The 19,424-nt window shown below is 62.8% G+C and carries 16 protein-coding genes; 12 read left to right on the forward strand and 4 right to left on the reverse strand.

The window, feature by feature from the left end; all coding sequences use genetic code 11:
• Window positions 1-2 precede the first annotated feature (2 nt).
• From BW989_RS05300 to acs, 3 genes are all read left to right on the forward strand, one after another.
• Window positions 3-938 carry an MBL fold metallo-hydrolase gene (locus BW989_RS05300; protein WP_076586059.1) on the forward strand — a complete coding sequence of 312 codons (936 nt, stop codon included), beginning with the start codon at window positions 3-5 and terminating at the stop codon, window positions 936-938.
• 26 nt (window positions 939-964) lie between these two features.
• A complete protein-coding gene (locus BW989_RS05305) occupies window positions 965-1,279 on the forward strand; it encodes an EF-hand domain-containing protein (RefSeq protein WP_076586494.1) in 315 nt (104 codons plus the stop codon).
• Window positions 1,280-1,954: 675 nt separating this feature from the next.
• A complete protein-coding gene (gene acs / locus BW989_RS05310; protein ID WP_076586061.1) occupies window positions 1,955-3,916 on the forward strand; it encodes an acetate--CoA ligase in 1,962 nt (653 codons plus the stop codon).
• Between the two features lie 28 nt (window positions 3,917-3,944).
• On the opposite strand, the gene BW989_RS05315 is transcribed toward acs, so the two are convergent.
• Window positions 3,945-4,799, reverse strand: a complete 855-nt coding sequence (locus BW989_RS05315) for an alpha/beta fold hydrolase (protein WP_076586063.1) — start codon at window positions 4,797-4,799, stop codon at window positions 3,945-3,947.
• On the reverse strand, window positions 4,796-5,773 hold the full coding sequence (hemH, locus tag BW989_RS05320) for a ferrochelatase (RefSeq protein ID WP_076586065.1): 978 nt from the start codon (window positions 5,771-5,773) through the stop codon (window positions 4,796-4,798). Before hemH ends, BW989_RS05315 begins: the two co-directional genes overlap by 4 nt.
• 129 nt (window positions 5,774-5,902) lie before the next feature.
• Here hemH and BW989_RS05325 point away from each other — a divergent pair, with 129 nt between their 5' ends.
• Genes BW989_RS05325 through BW989_RS05345 form a run of 5 tightly spaced genes read left to right on the forward strand, consistent with a single transcriptional unit; the run spans window position 5,903 to window position 8,865 of the window.
• A complete protein-coding gene (locus BW989_RS05325) occupies window positions 5,903-6,742 on the forward strand; it encodes a lipid-binding SYLF domain-containing protein (protein ID WP_076586067.1) in 840 nt (279 codons plus the stop codon).
• A 60-nt stretch (window positions 6,743-6,802) separates the two neighbouring features.
• Window positions 6,803-7,027, forward strand: coding sequence for a twin-arginine translocase TatA/TatE family subunit (gene tatA, locus BW989_RS05330; protein ID WP_076586069.1), 225 nt, complete (start codon window positions 6,803-6,805; stop codon window positions 7,025-7,027).
• Window positions 7,028-7,057: 30 nt separating this feature from the next.
• Window positions 7,058-7,417 carry a Sec-independent protein translocase protein TatB gene (tatB, locus tag BW989_RS05335; protein ID WP_076586071.1) on the forward strand — a complete coding sequence of 120 codons (360 nt, stop codon included), beginning with the start codon at window positions 7,058-7,060 and terminating at the stop codon, window positions 7,415-7,417.
• A complete protein-coding gene (gene tatC / locus BW989_RS05340; protein ID WP_129582823.1) occupies window positions 7,410-8,174 on the forward strand; it encodes a twin-arginine translocase subunit TatC in 765 nt (254 codons plus the stop codon). The genes tatB and tatC overlap by 8 nt, the downstream gene beginning before the upstream one ends.
• Window positions 8,149-8,865: an RDD family protein gene (locus BW989_RS05345; RefSeq protein ID WP_076586075.1), complete on the forward strand. Its 717-nt coding sequence runs from the start codon at window positions 8,149-8,151 to the stop codon at window positions 8,863-8,865. Before tatC ends, BW989_RS05345 begins: the two co-directional genes overlap by 26 nt.
• A gap of 23 nt (window positions 8,866-8,888) precedes the next feature.
• Here the strand turns inward: BW989_RS05345 and BW989_RS05350 are convergent, their stop codons facing one another.
• Together BW989_RS05350 and BW989_RS05355 are read right to left on the reverse strand one after the other, a co-directional pair.
• Complete coding sequence (locus BW989_RS05350) at window positions 8,889-9,803, reverse strand: hypothetical protein (protein WP_076586078.1); 915 nt, start codon at window positions 9,801-9,803, stop codon at window positions 8,889-8,891.
• 39 nt (window positions 9,804-9,842) lie between these two features.
• The gene (locus BW989_RS05355; protein WP_076586081.1) at window positions 9,843-10,565 is read right to left on the reverse strand and encodes a glutamine amidotransferase; all 723 of its coding nucleotides are present in this window, start codon (window positions 10,563-10,565) and stop codon (window positions 9,843-9,845) included.
• A gap of 60 nt (window positions 10,566-10,625) precedes the next feature.
• On the opposite strand from BW989_RS05355, the gene glyQ reads away from it, so the two are divergent.
• The 4 genes from glyQ (at window position 10,626) to BW989_RS05375 (ending at window position 19,423) form a co-directional block, all read left to right on the forward strand.
• Window positions 10,626-11,555: a glycine--tRNA ligase subunit alpha gene (gene glyQ / locus BW989_RS05360; RefSeq protein WP_076586083.1), complete on the forward strand. Its 930-nt coding sequence runs from the start codon at window positions 10,626-10,628 to the stop codon at window positions 11,553-11,555.
• Complete coding sequence (gene glyS / locus BW989_RS05365) at window positions 11,555-13,627, forward strand: glycine--tRNA ligase subunit beta (RefSeq protein WP_076586085.1); 2,073 nt, start codon at window positions 11,555-11,557, stop codon at window positions 13,625-13,627. Before glyQ ends, glyS begins: the two co-directional genes overlap by 1 nt.
• Window positions 13,628-13,709: 82 nt before the next feature.
• Window positions 13,710-15,485, forward strand: a complete 1,776-nt coding sequence (locus BW989_RS05370) for an autotransporter assembly complex protein TamA (RefSeq protein WP_076586087.1) — start codon at window positions 13,710-13,712, stop codon at window positions 15,483-15,485.
• Window positions 15,482-19,423: a translocation/assembly module TamB domain-containing protein gene (locus BW989_RS05375; protein ID WP_129582824.1), complete on the forward strand. Its 3,942-nt coding sequence runs from the start codon at window positions 15,482-15,484 to the stop codon at window positions 19,421-19,423. Before BW989_RS05370 ends, BW989_RS05375 begins: the two co-directional genes overlap by 4 nt.
• Window position 19,424: the final 1 nt, after the last annotated feature.

A 19,424-nucleotide genomic window follows, 5' to 3' on the forward strand; every position in this document is an offset into this window, starting at 1 on the left:
CGATGAAACGTTGCGCTCTTGTGTTTGCGGTATCGCTGGCCTTGACTGCTTGCCAGCCGACGACCATCGACACATCGTCCAATCCTGCGCAGACGCCCGCCACGCCTGCCGCCGTCACCGCAGCGCAAGCTGCGCCGTTTCAAGTGAAAACCTTCAGCCCCGGCAAGAACGCGATCTTCCAGGTGGCGTCCAACCTGGTGGTGGGCGCGAACGAAGTGCTGTTGGTCGATGCGCAATTCGCTGCCAATGACGCCCAGCGCTTGGTCGAAGAAATTCGCGCCACCGGCAAACCGCTCAAGACCATCTTCATCAGTCATGGTGACCCCGATTTCTACTTCGGTCTCGACACTGTGCTGGCGGCGTTTCCTGAGGCGCGCGTCATCGCCACCCCGGCCACGGTTGCCCATATACGTGAAAGTGCGGAAGCAAAGCTCGCCTACTGGAGGCCGATCCTCGACAAGCAGGCGCCCGCGCGCGTAGTGACGCCAGAGGTCTTCGAGGGCAAGACGCTGAATTTCGATGGCGGCAATATCGACATCTTCAATCTGGAGGGGCCGACGCCGGATCGCACGGTGCTGTGGGTCCCGGCGATTCGCACGGTGCTAGGCGGCGTGCCAGTGATGGCCGGCGAACATGTCTGGATGGCCGATACCCAAACCCCACAATCGCATACCGACTGGCTGGCCTTGCTGGATGGCATTGCCGCGTTGAAACCCGAGCGCGTTGTCCCCGGTCATTTCGCCGAGGGAGCCAAGCAGGATTTGGACGCCGTGCGTTTCACTGGCGACTACATCCGCGCTTTCGATGAAGAAACCCCGAAGGCAGCCGATGCCAAGGCCTTGATTGCCGCGATGAAGCAGCGTTATCCGGGTCTCGCCGGCGAAGGGTCGCTGGATATCAGCGCCAAGGTGGCCAAGGGTGAGATGAAGTGGCCTTGAGCGCTGCACGCACGAAAGTTCTGGCGATGCTGACAGTTTGCGTGGTGTGCCCGACGGTACATGCGCAGGCCGATAGCATCACCGATTACCTGAGGCGCATGGATCAAAACCGCGATGGCCGCGTGTCAGCGAATGAATACGTCGCGTGGATGAGCTACGGCTTTGAAGCGATGGATCGCAATCGTGATGGCGTATTGCAGTCATTGGAGCAGCCGGGTGGGCGTGGCAAGCCACTGACGCGCGCGGAGCACCATGCCAACCTGGTCGAGCGATTTCGCAAACAGGATGTTGATCGTAACGGCTTCTTGTCAGCGAAAGAATTGGCTGCGCCTCCTCGTTGATCCGAGTGCTGATGTGGCAACGAAACACCAGAAAATTCGGTGCTTTCATGCGACGAATTGGAGCGAATTACCAGATCATCACCAGTCTTAGAGCTTCGGGTTTTGTGACACGCGGTGTTCACCAGTTGCTTGCCGTAGAAGCCCAAGCCGAGATCTGCATAGGCCTTCGGCAACAAAGCGGCGCCGTGGTTGATGGCATGGAGGTGCGGGAACCTTTTCAGGTGTCCAAGGGTTCGCAGGCGACTGGCGTCGACAGCGTCTTGATCGCATCCGGCTGTCAGGGAAATGCCGCTTTCTGGCCGGTCAACCTTGCGACACCGAATACCCAATTGAGTCGATGCCCGGCGCATTCTTGGTGCAGTCCGCCATCACCTATAGGTTATTGGTCTTGTCGATAGCTTTCGTGTCGACGACATGGGCATGAGCTTTGGCGATCTTTATTCCCTGATCAAAGAAGGGTTGCGCGACGAACAAGCCGAATAAATTCTCGGCATGGATGTCAGGGCTACAAGTGCGCGACGCGAATCAAAGGTCTGCAAGGATGTCGTCTTGCGTATTCAGTCGAACTCATCGCCAATAAGCGGATGGATGCTGGCGATGCGAGCGGCGGCCTGACGACATCGCAACAATGGTTGCGGCACACTGCGGCCATCAGACACCTCAAAAGGGGCACACATGTCCACGCCTGTCGACCACATCTCGGCCTCGGCCGAATTCACCGCCAAGGCCAATTCCCACAAGGAAGGCGTTGCTTTTGACTATGCCCAGTCCGTACGTGACCCGGATGCGTTCTGGGGCCGCATCGCCGAGCGCATTGACTGGGTTAAGTCGCCTACAAGAATACGCAATGTCAATTTCGATGCCGATGATTTCCGCATCCGTTGGTATGAAGATGGCGAGCTCAATGCCAGTGTGAACTGCCTGGATCGTCATCTTGAAACGCGCGGAGACAAAGCAGCTATCGTATTCGAGCCCGATGATCCGGCGGCGTCTGCGCAAACGATTACCTATCGTCAATTGCATGCCCGGGTCTGCAAGCTGGCGAATGCCCTGCGCGAGCTCGGCATAGGCAAAGGGGATCGTGTCACGATCTATTTGCCGATGGTGCCGGATGCCGCCATCGCGATGCTGGCCTGCGCGCGTATTGGTGCCGTGCATATGGTGGTGTTTGGCGGTTTCGCGCCGCAATCCATCGCGGATCGCATCGCGGATTCGGGAAGCAAACTGGTGGTCACGGCCGATGAAGGATGGCGCGGCGGCAAGGCCGTGCCGCTCAAGGCTAATGTTGATGCTGCTTTGAAATTATCCGGTACTGCCAGCGTGGAAACGGTGCTGGTGTTGCGCCACACCGGCGGTGACATCGACATGCATTCGCCGCGTGATCGTTGGTGGCATGAGGCGGTCGAAGATCAGCCGGAGGCGTGCGAGCCCGCGCGCATGAATGCCGAGGATCCGCTCTTCATCTTGTATACCTCGGGCAGCACCGGCAAACCAAAAGGTGTGCTGCATACCACGGGCGGGTATCTGGTCTATGCCAGTTACACGCACGAGACTGTGTTCGACCTTAAGGAAGACGATGTCTATTGGTGCACTGCTGATGTTGGCTGGATCACCGGGCATAGCTACATCGTCTACGGTCCACTTGCCAATGGCGCGACAGCGCTGATGTTTGAAGGCGTGCCGACGTGGCCGGATGCCTCGCGCTTCTGGCAGGTCATCGACAAGCACCAGGTCACTATTTTCTACACTGCGCCGACTGCGATACGCGCGTTGATGCGGGAGGGCGATGCGCCAGTCAAAGCGACATCGCGAAAATCCTTGCGTTTGCTTGGCAGTGTGGGTGAGCCGATCAACCCCGAGGCATGGCGCTGGTATTTCGATGTCGTCGGCGACGCACGTTGCCCGGTCGTCGATACCTGGTGGCAGACCGAGACGGGCGGAATATTGATATCGCCCGTGCCAGGGGTTACCGAGATGAAGCCGGGTTCCGCGACCTTGCCCTTGCCCGGCGTGCAGCCAGCATTGGTGGATGCGCAGGGCGAACGGCTGGAAGGCGCTACCGAAGGCAATCTGGTGTTGATGGATTCCTGGCCCGGCCAGATGCGCACGGTGTATGGCGACCACCAGCGTTTCATCGATACCTATTTCAAGACCTATCCGGGGATGTATTTCACCGGTGATGGCTGCCGCCGCGATGAAGACGGTTATTACTGGATCACCGGACGCGTGGATGATGTGATCAATGTCAGTGGCCATCGCATCGGTACGGCGGAATTGGAAAGTGCGCTGGTCGCGCATCCCAAGGTGGCGGAGGCGGCAGTCGTTGGTTTCCCCCATGACATCAAAGGGCAGGGTGTGTATGCCTACGTGACGCTCAAACAGGACGAGGCACCCAGCGATGGGCTGAAGAAAGAGTTGAACGCGTTGGTGCGGCAGGAGATCGGTCCGATCGCCAGCATCGACCATTTGCAATGGGCGCCGGGTCTGCCCAAAACGCGCAGTGGCAAGATCATGCGACGCATCCTGCGCAAGATCGCCGAGAACGCACCGGACCAGTTGGGCGATACCTCAACCCTGGCCGATCCCACTGTGGTGGAGTCCTTGGTGCGCGAACGGCAAGTGCCAGGCGAGACTTGATCGAGCGGCCGGTGGGCGCACCACCCCGTTAGCTGGCGAGAAAGTCGCCGATCACCTTGGCCACGTCTTTCGGCGCTTCCATGTGCAGGTGATGCGTGCCCGGCATGACGAAGAGTTCGCCATCCGGCAAGCAGGCCGCGTAACGACGGCGAATTTCGTCAGGCAAATAAACTTGAGCGGGGTCGGCGAAGATCACGCGGGTCGGGCATTCGATACCGGCTACAAGGTTGTCGATCTGTGCATCTACCGGACGCATGAAGGTCGGCACGGTCAGGCGTTGATCGCTGGACCATTCCCATCCGCCATCGGCCGGTCGGATGCCGCGCTCGACGATCAATCGTGCGACCGGCTCGCTCATGTGGTTGGCGCGCATGCGGGCGTGGATCGCGGGCTCGGCCGAGGGAAACACGCGCAGCGGTTTGTCGCGCAAGGTGCGAGACGCAGTGATGGCTTCGCGCATGCGCTTGGCGGTGTTGTTGGGCGTGTCTGACAGGCCGCCGAGCGCTTCTATGCAAACCAGTTTTTCGATTCGCTCAGGCGCCGATGCCGCGACCAGACTAGCGATGCCTGCGCCCATCGAATGGCCCAGCAAACGGAAGCTGTCCCAGCCCAATGCATCGGCCGCATCCAGCGCATGGTGCACAGCGACTTCGAAGGTGTAGTGCGCGCCCAATGGCAGGTGTACGCTGCGACCGTGTCCTGGCAGATCAAGTGCAACCAGTTCGATGTCGCCAAGATACGGGGCCAGCGGCACGAAGCTGGCGGCATTGTCCAGCCAACCATGCAAAGCCAGCACTTTGGCTGCGCCTGCGCGCCCGCCGCGCAATGCATGCAATCGACCGAGCGGGATGTCCAGGATGGCTTCTTCGAGAGTGATGCTCATGCGTCGGTATTGGCTGCGATGCCGGCGAGCGCCGCGACATGCGATGGGGCGTCGTTGAGGCAGGGTATGTAGCGGAATGCCTCGCCACCCGCCGCGCGGAAGGCATCGGCGTTCTGCATCGCGATTTCCTCCAGCGTTTCCAGGCAATCCACCGCGAAGCCGGGGCAGACGACATCCAGTCGACGCACGCCATCGCGCGCCAACTCCTCGACAGTCTGCAAGGTATAGGGCTGCAACCAGCGCTCGCGCCCGAAACGCGATTGATACGTCAGCAGAATTTCGCTGCGCGGGATGTCGAGGGCTTTGGCGATGGCATCGGTGCCGGCTTCGCATTGCGCGGCATACGGATCCCCCGCGCGCACCAGTCGCTCGGGGATGCCGTGGAAGGAGAGCATCAGGCGATCACCGCGACCGTTTGCATCCCAATATGTGCGAATGCTGTTGGCGATTGCATCGACCCAATGGGGATCAACATGGTAGTCGCGCACCACATGAATGCGTGTATCAGGCAGACGCTTGCGCATAACGGCGGCAACGTCTTCCATTGAGGCGGTCGTCGTCGTCGAATACTGCGGATACAACGGTAATAAGGTGATGTCGCGGATACCTTCGGCATGCAGTTGCATGATCGCATCGCCCAAGGCCGGTTGACCGTAACGCATCGCGGGCAACACGCGCGTCGCGGGCATTGCGGCTTGCAACGCGCGCGCCAGGCGCAGGGTGTATGCAAGCAGGGGCGAGCCTTCTTCGCCCATCCATATTTCCGCGTATTTTTCTGCCACCACGGGGCTGCGGCGCGGCAATATCACCCAGTCCAGCAGTGGCTTCCACACCAGATGCGGGATCTGCACCACGCGCTTGTCGGTGAGGAACTCGCGCAAATACGTGCGCACCGCTTCGGCAGTCGGTGCACGGGGCGTGCCCAGGTTCGCAATAACCAGGCCGCGGGTCACAGGGGAAATGGGAGTCGACATGGGCGGGCAGGATACCGTGCGCCCGCGTTCGTATGCTCGGCGTCATCGGCGAACCATGTTCATGCGCGGGCCGGTTTGCGCGTGATGGCTGGGGCTATCCTCCCATCACACCCTGTCGTGTCTGGAGATTTGCCCATGCGTCGTGCCGCCTTGGCCCTTGCCATCCTTCTCGCTACCGCGCCTGCATTCGCCGGCGAGCCCGAGGATGCGCGTGCCCGCAACGCCGTGCGCGTGTTGAACGAAAGCCTGGCGATTCCGGAGTCCGCCATCCCCGACAAGTTGTTCGATGAAGCCCGCGCCATAGTGATCGTGCCCGATACCATCAAGGCTGGCTTGGTCTTTGGTGGTCGCCGCGGCCTGGGCCTGATGTCGGTCAAACGCCCGGACAACACCTGGTCCAGCCCGGCTTACGTGAAGTTGGTGGGCGGCAGCATCGGTTTCCAGGCCGGCGTGCAATCGGCCGACGTGGTGCTGGTATTCCGCAGCGATCGCGGCGTGGCCGACATCGTCAACGGCAAGTTCACCTTGGGCGCCGATGCAGGGGTTGCCGCAGGGCCGGTGGGTCGTAACGCCGCCACGGCGACGGATGGCCAGTTCAAGGCGGAAATCTGGTCGTGGTCGCGTGCGCGCGGCTTGTTTGCCGGTATCGCGCTGGATGGTGCGGTGCTCAAGATCGATGACGAGGCCAACCAGATCGTTTACGGCAGTGGCGCCACGCCGCGAATGATCTTCGAGGGTCGTGCGCCGCAATCAGGCAGCGCCGAAGTCATCGCGCTGACCAATGCATTGGAAGAAGCGACGGCCACCGCACGTGCCCGCCGCAGCGAAGGTGAAGAAGCGCCGCGTTCAGCCCAGCCGGTCGCTCCTTCCGCAACGACGTCGACCGTGACGGCACCTGCAGCGCCAACGACACCCGTGACGCCTGCCAAACAGGATGAAGGTGGCGTCACCACCACGCCGATCCCGTGAGCGCGACGGGCGAAGGCTGCGGTATCCTTCGCCTAACCATTTTTTGCTGGGATCCTGGTCATGATCGGTTGGCGCGAACTTCTCATCCTGCTGGTCATCGTGCTGCTGATCTTTGGTGCCAAGCGTCTGCGCAATATCGGTGAAGACCTGGGTGGTGCAGTCAAGGGCTTCAAGAAAGGGATGAAGGACCCCGAGCAGCTGCCGGACGGTAGCGATCGCAAGGCCAATGGTGAGAAACGTCCCGAAGATGCATCGCAGGATCGCGTGCCGCCGCGCGATTCCTGATCGACGCCGTACCCGTCGCAGGTTTGCGCGATGTTTGAAATCAGCTTCCCCGAACTCATCATCCTGGCCGTCGTGGCCTTGCTCGTGCTCGGCCCCGAACGCTTGCCGCGTGCCGCTCAGTTCGCGGGATTGTGGGTGCGTCGTGCGCGTGCGCACTGGCATGCGGTGAAGACCGATTTCGAGCGTGAACTAGCCGATGATGAATTGCGCAAGAGCCTGGAGGCGACGCGCAGCGCACTCAAGGAAGCACAGGCCAGTTTGAACGAAAGCATCGATGAAGTGGATGCGGTGGCGCGCAGTGCTTCGGCATCGTCCGATGTAAAAAGCGAAGTAAATAAGGATGAGGCCGCGCCTGCATCCGACAGACACGACGAACGCCGTGATGGTTGAACCAGGGGATACATCAAGTACCAGTGGTGGCTGGATGTCGCATCTGGTCGAACTGCGCACGCGCCTGATGACGGTGACGATCGTGGTGATCGTGATCTTTGCCGTGCTCGCTTTCTTCAGCGACCGGCTCTACAGCCTGCTTGCCGAGCCGATGTTGGCAGTGTTGCCCCCAGGCAGCCAATTGGTGGCGATTGATCCGTTGACACCCTTCTCAACGCCGTTGCGCCTCGCCCTGTACTTGGCGATCATCGCCGCTGCGCCGGTGTTGCTCTATCAGGCGTGGGCGTTCATCGCGCCGGGGCTCTACCAGCGCGAGAAGCGCGTCGCCGCACCGCTGCTGGTGTCGTCGATGTTGCTGTTCTACGCGGGCTGCGCCTTCGCCTACTTCGTTTTGTTGCCGGCGATGTTCAAGTTCCTCGCGATCACCCGGCCCGAAGGCGTGGCGATGATGCCGGACATCGCGCGCTATCTGGACTTCGTCGCGATCATCGCGCTCGCCTCGGGCTTCAGTTTTGAAGTGCCGATCGCCACCATCATCTTGGTGTTGCTGGGGTGGGTGACGCCCAAGCAGCTGGCGGATGCGCGCGGCTACGCGATCATCGCCATCTTCGTGATCGCGATGATCATCACGCCCGGCGATGGTGTGTCGATGATCATGATGGCGATCCCGATGTGTGTCCTCTACGAGGCGGGCATCCTTGCCGCGCGGATAATCGCGCCCAAGTCGCGCGATGGATCCGCCGGCGCTCCCCGCTAACGCATCGAATAATGCGGCCGGCTTCTGGCCGCGCGCGGTCGCGTGGTTGGTCGATGCTGGGTTGGTGTCGCTTCCCGTGTTTGGGGTGATGTCGCTGCTGGGATTTGATCGCGTCGACGCGTTGGCTAGCGAATGGCGTGAGATGGGCGCAACGGTGGGCAAGACGATGGCCGCAGCTATCGACCACGGTGAAGCGCCGCGCGCGATGTTGCAGTCGTGGCTGTCGGCAGAGGGGCCATTGCGCCCTGTGATCAAGATGTTCCTGGCAGATCTTTATGCGGCCCTGTGGCCGGTGGTCGCGCTATTTGTGTTGATCGGTCTGTTGTATTGGCCGATACAGGAAGCCGGGCACCATCGCGCCACGCTGGGCAAGCGTGTCCTTGGCTTGCAAGCCTTGGCTGTGGGCGGGCGCCAGCTCAGTCCTCGGAAGGCTTTTCATCGACACATGGTGGGTAGCCTGTCCTGGCTCACGCTGAACATCGGTCACCTGCTGGCGGCGAATGCCCCGCGTCATCAAGCGTTGCACGATCGTATTGCGAACACGCAAGTGGTTTGGCATGACGGCGCCAAGCGCAGCGTCCCGGCGTGGGGCTGGTTGCTTGTCGTCGTCGCCTGCACCTTGCCGCTACTCATTGCGGTAAAGGCGGCATTCTCACTATCCGCCGCCATGCAGGCAGCGTTGGGGATTTAAGCCTGAGCTGGAGGGTATTCGAATCAGGCTTCGATCTGATGCGGTGACGCTGGCGTGGCTGTGGTGGTGTTCTGCGTATCGGCGAAGGTGTCGCGCCAGATCAGATAGCCGCCACCGCAGACCACCACTAGCACCGCAGTGATGAAAGCAAAGGTGAGCAGCAGGCCGACAATCAATGCCAGCGGCATGAAAATTTTGCCCAGCACCAGCAAGACGACGCTGCCGACGATCGACAACATCAACCCGGCGATCATCACGGCTGCGAAAAACAACGCGGCCGCCAGCAGGTTCGGTGCGAAATTGCGCAGGGCCGCGCGCGCACCGCCATGGATCGCCTGACCAAATGTGCTGCCTGAGAGCGCGACCAAGGCGATGCCCAAGAGCGCGATCGTGGTGGTGAAATAGTTGAACGCGATCTGCCACACGAAGAGCAGTCCGGGATGCGCCGGTGCAGGCAAGGGGGCAGGCGTCTTCTGCTGCAGGATCGCGTTGACGGCTTCGGAATACGCCGTCATGTAATCGCTGCCTGCCAATTGCGTGGTGACCAGGCCACCCAACAGCATCGCCATGATCTGCAAGCTGCCGAAAGCTGCGAGCTTGCCCGCGCGCCCTTGTCGGAACGGGGCGAAGAGGTCGCGTGGCAGCACGGGACGGCCCGCTTCGGATTCACGGATCACGTGCATCAATCCGCCGACCAGCACGGGTACCAACATGAAGATCGCCACGATGGTCAGCAGCATCATCGCCAGTGCCGCTGTACTGGTGCCGCCTCCGCCCACCAGGCTGCCGAGCAAGCCGCCGGCCATCACCAGCAGATAGAGGCTGGCCACCATCAGCAGGGCCGCGCCGAACACGGCACGGGGATTGCGCACACCCAGATTCACCGCCTGCAGGAACCACGCCCAGGCGCGGGAAATCGGAAGCGAACGGATGGTCATCGGGGGACTCGGGGGAATGCGGGCAGGAGCGGCCTGACCTTAGCCGGTGGCGCGTGAAGCGACACGCACGAATTGTCGCAGGATGCCGCGCGCAACGGGAGTGGCCCGCACGGCTCGCAGCAGGGCGGTTGGGTCGCGCCCTTCGGCGGCCAATGCCTCGCTGCGCGCCCGGAGGTAGCCGTGCATGTGACGGGCGGAGAATTCAGGGTGGAACTGCGTGCCCCAACTCGTCTCGGTGAAGCGCAAGGCGGCGTGGGCGTCCAGATCGGTGGTGGCGAGGATCTCGGCCCCGGCGGGTGGCGTCAGCACGGTTTGCAGATGCGTCATCTGTACGGGGAAGGCGGTCGGTGCCTCGGCAAACAAGGCATCGGATGCCGCAGCCGGGGCGAGGCGCGCCTCGACGGTGCCCATCTCGCGACCCAGCGGGTTGTCACCCACGCTGCCGCCCAACGCATGCGCCATCAATTGATGGCCGTAGCAGATGCCGAAGGTTGGGATGCCGGCGTGGATGGTCTCGCGCAGCCAATCGGCGGTCGATTCGCTCCACGGCAGGCGCTCGGTGACCATCGCCGCCGATCCGGTGATGACGATGCCGGCAAACCCTTTCGCAGATGGCGGGATGTCGCCAGACTCGACATCCACCTCCACGACTTCATCCCGGCGCAGGCCGGCCGCGACGCGAATCCAGTGCGGAAAACCGCCGCGACGGCGCATCGAGGCGACCGGCGTGCCGGTTTGCAGAATGAGGAAAGGCAGCGACATCGACCAAAGCCTGTACGGGTACGCATTTATACTAATCAAATTGAATTGACGGCCATTGCAATGCCTGCCGAACGCGTTTCCATCACCTTCCAGGAACTAATCCAGCGCCTCAACGCCTATTGGGGCGGGCAGGGCTGCGTGCTGATCCAGCCGCTTGATCTCGAAGTCGGCGCCGGCACCTTCCACCCTGCGACCTTCCTGCGCGCGCTGGGCCCGGAGCCATGGAATGCCGCTTACGTGCAGCCCTCGCGTCGCCCGACCGATGGCCGTTACGGCGAAAACCCGAACCGCCTGCAGCGTTACTACCAGTACCAGGTGGTGATGAAGCCCTCGCCCGACAACATCGTCGAGTTGTATTTCGATTCGTTGAAGTCGCTGGGTGTGGATCCCGAAGTGCACGACCTGCGGCTGGTCGAAGACAACTGGGAATCGCCCACGCTCGGCGCGTGGGGCCTGGGCTGGGAAGTCTGGCTCAACGGCATGGAGGTCACCCAGTTCACCTGGTTCCAGCAAGCGGGCGGCCTGGAGTGCAAGCCGGTGTTGGGCGAGATCACCTACGGGCTTGAGCGCCTATGCATGTACCTGCAAAGCGTGGACAACGTGTTCGATCTCGTGTGGACGTACGGCCCCGACGGCACGCCGGTGCATTACCGCGATGTCTATCACCAGAACGAAGTCGAGCAGAGCACGTACAACTTTGAATATGCCGATGTCGATGAGCTTTTCCATCGTTTCGACGCCTGCGAGCGCGAAGCTTTGAAGCTGGTCGACGCCAACCTGCCATTGCCTGCGTACGAACAAGTGATGAAGGCCTCGCACAGCTTCAATCTGCTGGATGCGCGACGCGCGATCAGTGTGACCGAGCGCCAGCGCTACATCCTGCGCGTGCGCAACTTGTCGCGTGCGGTGGCGGAGAGTTATTACGCACAACGCGAAAAGCTGGGCTTCCCGGGTTTGAAGCATGTCGGCGCCCAGCAGGAGGTTGCGTGATGACGATGCAACCTCTTTTGATTGAACTGGGCACCGACGAATTGCCGGTCAAGGCATTGCCGGGGCTGGCGCAAGCCTTCTTTGATGGCGTGGTCGCGGGTTTGGAAAAGCGTGGCGTCGCCATGGAACTCGGCGATGCGAAGCCGCTGTACACGCCGCGTCGCCTCACGGTGCTGTTGCCGGGTGTCGCCAGCGAACAGCCCGAGCAGAAGAGCGAGGTGCTGGGCCCGTACCTCAACATCGCGCTCGATGCCGATGGCCAGCCGACCAAGGCGCTGCAAGGGTTCGCAGCCAAGGCGGGGGTGGAATGGAGTGCGCTAGAGAAAACCAGCGACGCCAAGGGTGAGCGCTTCGTCCATCGCGCGGTGAAGCCGGGCGTGGCTACCAAAGCGCTGTTGCCGGAGATCGTCGTTGAGGCGATCGCGGCGATGCCGATCCCCAAACCCATGCGTTGGGGCGATCACAGCTACGCTTTCGCGCGTCCGGTGCATTGGCTTGTGATGTTGCTCGGCGATCAAGTCGTCCAAGGCGAGGTGATGGACATTCGCGCCGGGCGCACCTCGCGCGGACATCGCTTCATGCATGCGGGCAGTGTCGATATCGCATCGCCGTCTGCCTATGTCGATGCCTTGCGCAGTGCCAAGGTGTTGGTGGATCCGGCGGAGCGTCGCGAGCGCATCGTTGCGCAGGCCGAAGCGGCGGCGCGCCAAGTCGGCGGTGCCGTCCGCATCGATGCGGACCTGCTGGAAGAAGTGAACGGCCTCAACGAGTGGCCGGTCGCCGTGCTGGGCACCTTCGAGCGCGAGTTCCTCGCCGTGCCGCAGGAAGCGCTGATCTCGACGATGGAAGCGAACCAGAAGTTCTTCCCGGTATTGGATGCGCATCAGCACCTGACCGAGCACTTCATCGGCACCAGCAACATCGAATCGAAGGATGTCGCCGAAGTCCGCAAGGGCTATGAGCGCGTCATCCGCCCACGTTTCGCCGATGCGAAATTCTTCTACGACGAAGATCTGAAGCAGGGCCTCGAGTCGATGAACGGCGGCCTGGCCACGGTGAAGTACCAGGACAAGCTGGGCACGGTGGCGGACAAGGTGATGCGTGTGGTGGCATTGGCCAAAACCATCGCGCCGCAGGTGGGCGTGGATGCTGATGTCGCGGGCCGTGCAGCGCTTCTGTCCAAGGCCGACCTGCAATCGCGCATGGTCAACGAGTTCCCGGAACTGCAGGGCATTGCCGGTCGTTACTACGCTGGCGCGATGGGCGAATCGTCGGAGGTTGCGTTGGCCATCGACGAGGCCTATCAGCCGCGCTTCGCGGGCGACGACATCGCGCTCAGCGGCGCGGGCAAGGTGCTGGCGATTGCCGAGCGTCTGGATACGTTGGCGGGTGGATTCGCGGCGGGTTTGAAGCCGACCGGCAACAAGGATCCGTTTGCGCTGCGTCGCAACGCATTGGGGTTGGCGCGGACGGTGATTGAGAGTGGGTTTGATCTCGATCTGCTGGCGTTGCTGACGGCGGCGAACAAGGCATTGAGGGCCAGCAATGTGCAGGCCGATGTTGCGGAACTCTACGACTTCATCCTCGACCGCCTGCGCGGCTACTACACCGACAAGGGCGTGCCCGCCTCGCACTTCAACGCCGTCGCGGCACTGAAGCCGAAATCGCTGTACGACTTCGACCGCCGCATCGACGCCATCGGCACCTTCGCGCAATTGCCGGAAGCTGCGGCACTGGCCGCGGCCAACAAGCGCATCGGCAATATCCTCAAGAAAGCCGAAGGCGAGATCCCGGCGATCGAAGACCCCAAGCTGCTGAGCGAGCCGGCGGAATTCGCCCTCGCCGAAGCGGTCGAGGCGGTTTATGGCGAAACCGGTCACGCGCTGGCCCACGGCGATTACGTCGATGTGTTGGCCCACCTCGCGCGGCTGCGCCCGCAGGTGGATGCCTTCTTCGACAACGTGATGGTCAATGTCGATGACCCGGCTGTGCGCGCCAATCGCCTGGCCTTGCTGCGCAGGCTGTCGGACCGTCTCGGCAGCGTCGCCGCCATCGAGCACCTGTCCGTCTGAGCACGGGCGTGCGGGTTTGATCGGCCACGGGATTCAGCCTGGATGTGCGGAACGTTCACCGTGCGCCGGTATCCTTCCTCGGATGACGCTTCCCCGCCTTAGCCTTGTGCTCGCCTGCCTGCTTACGCCCGCCATCGCGCGGGCGGAAAAGATCAGCCGTGTCGAGATTCGCGGGCTGGATGAAGCGATGACCGAGAACGTCCGCGTCAACCTCTCGCTCGAGGATTCGCTGGACAAGACCATTACCCAGCGTCGCCTTGATTACCTGCTGGAAGTCGCCGAGGACGAGGCCCGCGAAGCGCTGGAACCGTTCGGTTACTACTCGCCCACGATCAAGCTCACGCCCAGTGGCAATCCCGATGCGCTCGTGATCGCACTGGACATCACGCCCGGCGAGCCGGTGCGCGTACGCAACGAGGACGTGCGCATCACCAACGAAGGCGGCGAAGACCGCTACCTGCGTGAAGAGCTTGAGGCCTTCGCGCCCAAGCCGGGCGCCGTCTTCACCCATCCCGAATACGAGGCCAGCAAGGCGCAGATCACCCGTCGCTTGGCTGAGCGTGGTTATTTCGATGCGGACTTCATCGCGCGTCGTGTCGAGGTCACGCGCGCCGAAAACGCCGCCGACATCGATCTGGGTTGGGACAGCGGCCTGCGCTATGACATGGGCAAGGTCACCTTCGTGCAGGATCCGAACGAGATCATCCATCCGGAACTTCTGCAGAAGCTGATCTACTGGAACGAGGGCGAGTATTACCACCAAGGCCGACTGGATCGCCTGCGCAAGTCGCTGGTCTCGCTGGATTACTTTTCCCGCATCGACATCGATCCCAAGCCCGAGGAGGCGGTCGACTATTTGGTGCCGGTGACGGTGACGCTCGCGCCCGCCAAGCGCACGGTCTACAACCTGGGCTTGTCGTTCGGCACCGACAGTGGCGCGGGTTTCATCGCAGGTGCGGAGCGGCGCTATCTCAACAAGCGCGGCCACAAGGCCCTAGCGCAGCTCGATTACGCGCAAAAGCGCAAGACGTTGACCCTGCAGTACCGTGTTCCCGCATTTAAATGGCTGGATGGCTGGTACACCGGCAGCTTGCAGGCAGCCGATGAGCAGAACGATTACATCGACACGCGACGGTTGGAATTCGTGGCCAGTCGTAGCGGCGAGATCAATCGCTACTTGACCGCGATCGCCTCGGTGCATGCGCTGCGCGAGCGCTGGGCCTATGCGATCGACCAGAACGGCAACGAACCGCTCTACAACTACGCCACCTACACCTATCCGTCGCTGCGCGCGGAATATATCGATGCGGATGATCGCTTGTATCCGCGCAATGCGCTCGGTGGCACGTTGATGGTGCGCGGCGGTGTGGAGGGTGTCGGCTCGGATGCCAGTTTCGGACAGATCCATCTCGGTGCCCGTTGGTTCAAAGGCTTGGGCGAACAGAATCGATTGCTTGTGCGCGGCGAGCTGGGCCACACCTGGACCGATGCCTTGGTGCAAATTCCGCCGTCTCTGCGGTTTTATGCGGGCGGTGATCGCAGCATCCGCGGTTACGGTTGGCGCGAAGTCGGCCCGCGCGTCGATGGCACCACGCGCGGGCGTCGCTACGCGATTGGCGCGAAGAATGTCGCCACCGCCAGCGTGGAATTCGAGCGTTACTTCACCCCGACCTTGGGCGCGGCGGTGTTCGTCGATACCGGCAGTGCATTCGATGACACGCCGGATTGGCGTACTGGCGTCGGCATCGGTGCGCGCTGGAAATCGCCGGTCGGCCCGGTGCGCATCGATATCGCGCGTGGCTTGAACCAGCCCGATTCCTCCTTCCAGCTCTACATCGGCCTGGGAGCGGACCTGTGAGTGCGCGGCGCAGCTGGGCCGATCGCTATGCCCGTTATCGCCGTTACGGACTTGAGCCGTTGCCGCCCGATGCCACCGACGAGCAACGCAACGAGCGCGTCGCGGAGCTGAAGCAATTGCGTCGTCGCCGCCAGCGCACACTGGCGATCCGCAGTGCCTTGGGCACCGTGGTGATCGCTGCGCTGGTGGTGGCCTTGCTCTGGTGGCTGCTGACCACCGTCGGCGGGCGAAACGTGCTGTTGGCGCGCATCGTGGCGATGTTGCCGGCGAATGCATCGCTCAGTTGGACATCGGCGGAGGGCCCGGCCAAAGGGCCGCTCAGCCTGCACGATGTGCGCTTCACCTGGGCGACGTGTGCGGACAAGGACAGGCCGGTCAATGCGCCTTTCAGGATCTGCAAGGATCGTCGCGACACCACGTTCACCGCGAAAACGGTGACGCTCGATCCGAGCGTGCGTCCACTGCTTGGCCGAAAACTATTGCTGGACGCACTCGTTATCGAACAAGCCACACTCGATCTCGCGAAAGACGACAAGCCTTTCGAGCTGCCCGAATGGCCGGAAGTCTTGCCCCGCATCGAACCGCCGATCGCGCTGCAGGCAGACAACATCCACATCAACGGACTGCGCGTCACCAGCGCGGGCGAGCCGACCATCGACATCAAGCGACTGCAGGGGGGCTTGCGGGCCGAGACCGGGCGATTGGCATTGGAGTCTGTCGATGTCGATAGCGACCGTGGTCGCTTTCATGTCGATGGTGTGTACGCGCCCAAGAACAACTACGCCACCGACCTGACGGCCACGGCTGTATTTCCTGCCGCAGCAGGAAGCACGGCAGGACGTCTGGGCCTGATCGCACGTGGCGATCTGGAAACGATGGATGTGTTCGTCGGTGGACGCGCGCCAGCGCCTTTGCGCGCGACGCTCACCTTGCGCGCACCGGATGACAGCGAGGACGCGCAGGACCATGCGCGCTGGTCCCTGGTGGCCAGAAGCGAAGGCTTGGATCCTGCGGTGTTTACGGGGGAACGCACGGATGCCGAGTTGATGACCTTCGATGCCGTGGCAGACGGCGTCGGCGGCAGCGGGAGCCTGCGAGGCACCTGGGCGCAGGCGGCGAACCGCGTCGTCATCCAGCCGTCCAAGTTGCGATTGGAAGACAAGACCCTGCATGCGCAGCCCTTGGTGGTGGATGTACTGGATGGCCGCGTCACCTTGAATGGCACCGGCACTTTCAAGCAGGACATGGCGCGCTTCAATTTCGCCGCCAATGCGCGTGGTTTGCGCTGGAGTGACGCGGCCGGCAACACGCAAGTCGCCGGCGATGGCGATTTCGGCGTGGCCGGCACGCGTGAAGCCTGGGCCGTGATCGGCAAGGCGAAGTTGCAGCGTGGCGAGCAGCGCGCTGACGTGACGTTGGATGGACGCGGCGATGCGCGTGGCCTGACCATCAAGAATCTGGTGGCTTCCATGCCGGAAGGTCGCTTGAGCGCCACCGGTCGCGTGGATGTCACGCCCAACACGCAGTGGCAACTGGATGCGCGCCTGGCGGGGTTCGATCCCGGCTACTTCCTGCCGGATTGGCCGGGGGCGGTGAACGGGCGCATCACCACGAACGGCAGTATCGATGCACGCAACCGCTTGAGTGCGGATGTCGACGTGCGTGATCTGGGTGGCCGCTTGCGTGGCCGTGCGCTGGGCGGTCGCGGCCAGCTGCAGGTGCGCGGCGAAGAATATTCGGGTGATGTCGCGCTGAGCCTGGGCAGCAGTCGCCTGGATGCACGCGGCAAGATCGGGCAACGCATCGACGTGGATGCGCGCTTCAGTCCTTTGCAATTGAATGATCTGTTGCCCGATGCGCAAGGCTTGTTGAACGGACAGGTGAAGATCACCGGGCCGCGCAATGCCTTCGACATCGATGCCGACCTCACCGGTCGCGGCATTCGTTATGCCGACTATCGCGCCGATGCGTTGACCGCGCGCGGACGCTTGCCTTGGCAGGGTGGCGGCGGTGACTTGCGCATCGATGCGCGCGGCGTGCAGGCAGGCGTGGCCTTCGACACCTTGCAAGCGCATGCCACCGGCGCGATGGAAAACTTGCGGCTGGAGGCGCAAGCCGCGGGGGCGATGGGTGATTTGCAGCTGAGCGGCACCGCGCTGCGACGTGGGCAAGCGTGGTCGGGACAACTGGCTACGTTGCAGTTCGATCCGCCCAAGGGCGCCGCATGGCGATTGCAGGCGCCCGTGGGATATGCCCAGCAAGGCGGTGCGTGGACGCTGACGCAAGGCTGCTTTGCATCCAACGCCGGTGGACAATTGTGCGCCAGTGGCCAATGGCCCGGGCGCGGCCTGAACATTCGTGGTAGCGCTTTGCCGCTGGCCTTGGCGCAGCCGTGGTTGCCGCCGCGCGAAGACGGCAAGGCCTGGCAACTCGACGGCTTGGTGGATCTGGACGCCAGCGTGCGACCGGTCGGCACCAGCTGGGCGGGCACGGCGCAATTGCGTTCCGCATCGGGCGGACTGCGCTTGGGGGATCGCCGCACCGATGGCTTGATGACGTATCGCGCACTCACGCTCGATGCGCGCTTTGACCCCAATCGCATCAGCGGCACGCTCGCCACCGGCATCAGCGGCGACGGCCGCATCACCGCACGCATCGACACCGGGTGGGACGAATTCGCGCCCTTGTCGGGCAACATCGACCTCGACATGCGCGACCTGTCGTGGCTGGAGGTGTTCGTGCCCGACCTGGTCGATCCGAGGGGCGTCATTGATGGACAAATCCTGTTGTCCGGCACGCGCGGCAACCCGGGCATCGGCGGCAATGCGCAGTTGGCCAACTTGCGCGCCGAAGTGCCTGCCTACGGCCTCGTGCTGACGCAGGGCAACCTCACCCTGCGTGCGCAAGCCGATGGCAATGCGCGCCTGGCAGGCAGCGTGCGCTCGGGCGACGGCATCCTCAACATCGATGGCACGCTGGGTTGGCGCGGCCAGGACACGCCAGTGGTGTTGAACATTCGCGGCAAGAACGTATTGTTGTCGGACACGCGTGACCTGCGCGCAGTGGTGGATCCCGATGTGGTCGTCAGCCTGCAGCCCGGGCAGCCGATGCGCGTGACCGGGACCGTCGCCGTGCCTTCGGCGCGCATGGATCTGGAGCGCCTGGACGATGGGGTGACGCGCTCATCCGATGTCGTCGTGCTGGATCCGGTCAATCCCAAGCGTTCCGCAGGCACGGCCTTGGACATGGATCTGCGCCTAGTCATCGGTGACGACGTGCGTTTGCGCGGCTTCGGCCTGGATGGGCAACTGGGCGGCGGCCTGCGCGTGTTGGCGCGACCCGGTCGCGAGATGACCGCGAGCGGCACGCTGACCGTCGATGGCCGTTACACCGCTTACGGGCAAAAGCTGCAGATCGATACAGGCCGATTGGTGTGGACCAACGATGCCATCGCGAACCCGGTGCTGGACATCCGCGCGCAACGCGAAGTGGGTGATGTCACCGCGGGCATTCGCGTCAGTGGCCGGGCCACGGCGCCGCAAGCCGATGTGTGGGCGAATCCGGCGATGGATCAGTCCGAAGCACTCGCGTATCTCGCACTGGGCCGCTCGTTGTCATCCGCCAGTGCGGACGAAGGTCGTCAACTCAACGCGGCATCGGCGGCGCTCAGCGCGGGGGGCAGTTTGTTGGCATCCCAGCTCGGCGCGAAAATCGGTTTGGACGATGCGGGGGTGATCCAGTCCAGCACGCTCGGTGGCAGCGTGTTCGGCGTCGGCAAGTATTTGTCGCCGCGCTTGTACGTGGGCTATGGCGTGTCGCTCTTGGGCACCGGGCAGGTGCTGACGCTCAAGTATCTGCTACGCAAGGGCTTCGACATCACCATCGAGTCGAGCACGGTAGAGAACAAAGGCTCGGTCAATTGGCGCACTGAGCGCTGAA

Origin of the sequence: Solilutibacter tolerans (assembly GCF_900155935.1) — a bacterium.
Taxonomy (GTDB): Bacteria; Pseudomonadota; Gammaproteobacteria; order Xanthomonadales; family Xanthomonadaceae; genus Solilutibacter; species Solilutibacter tolerans.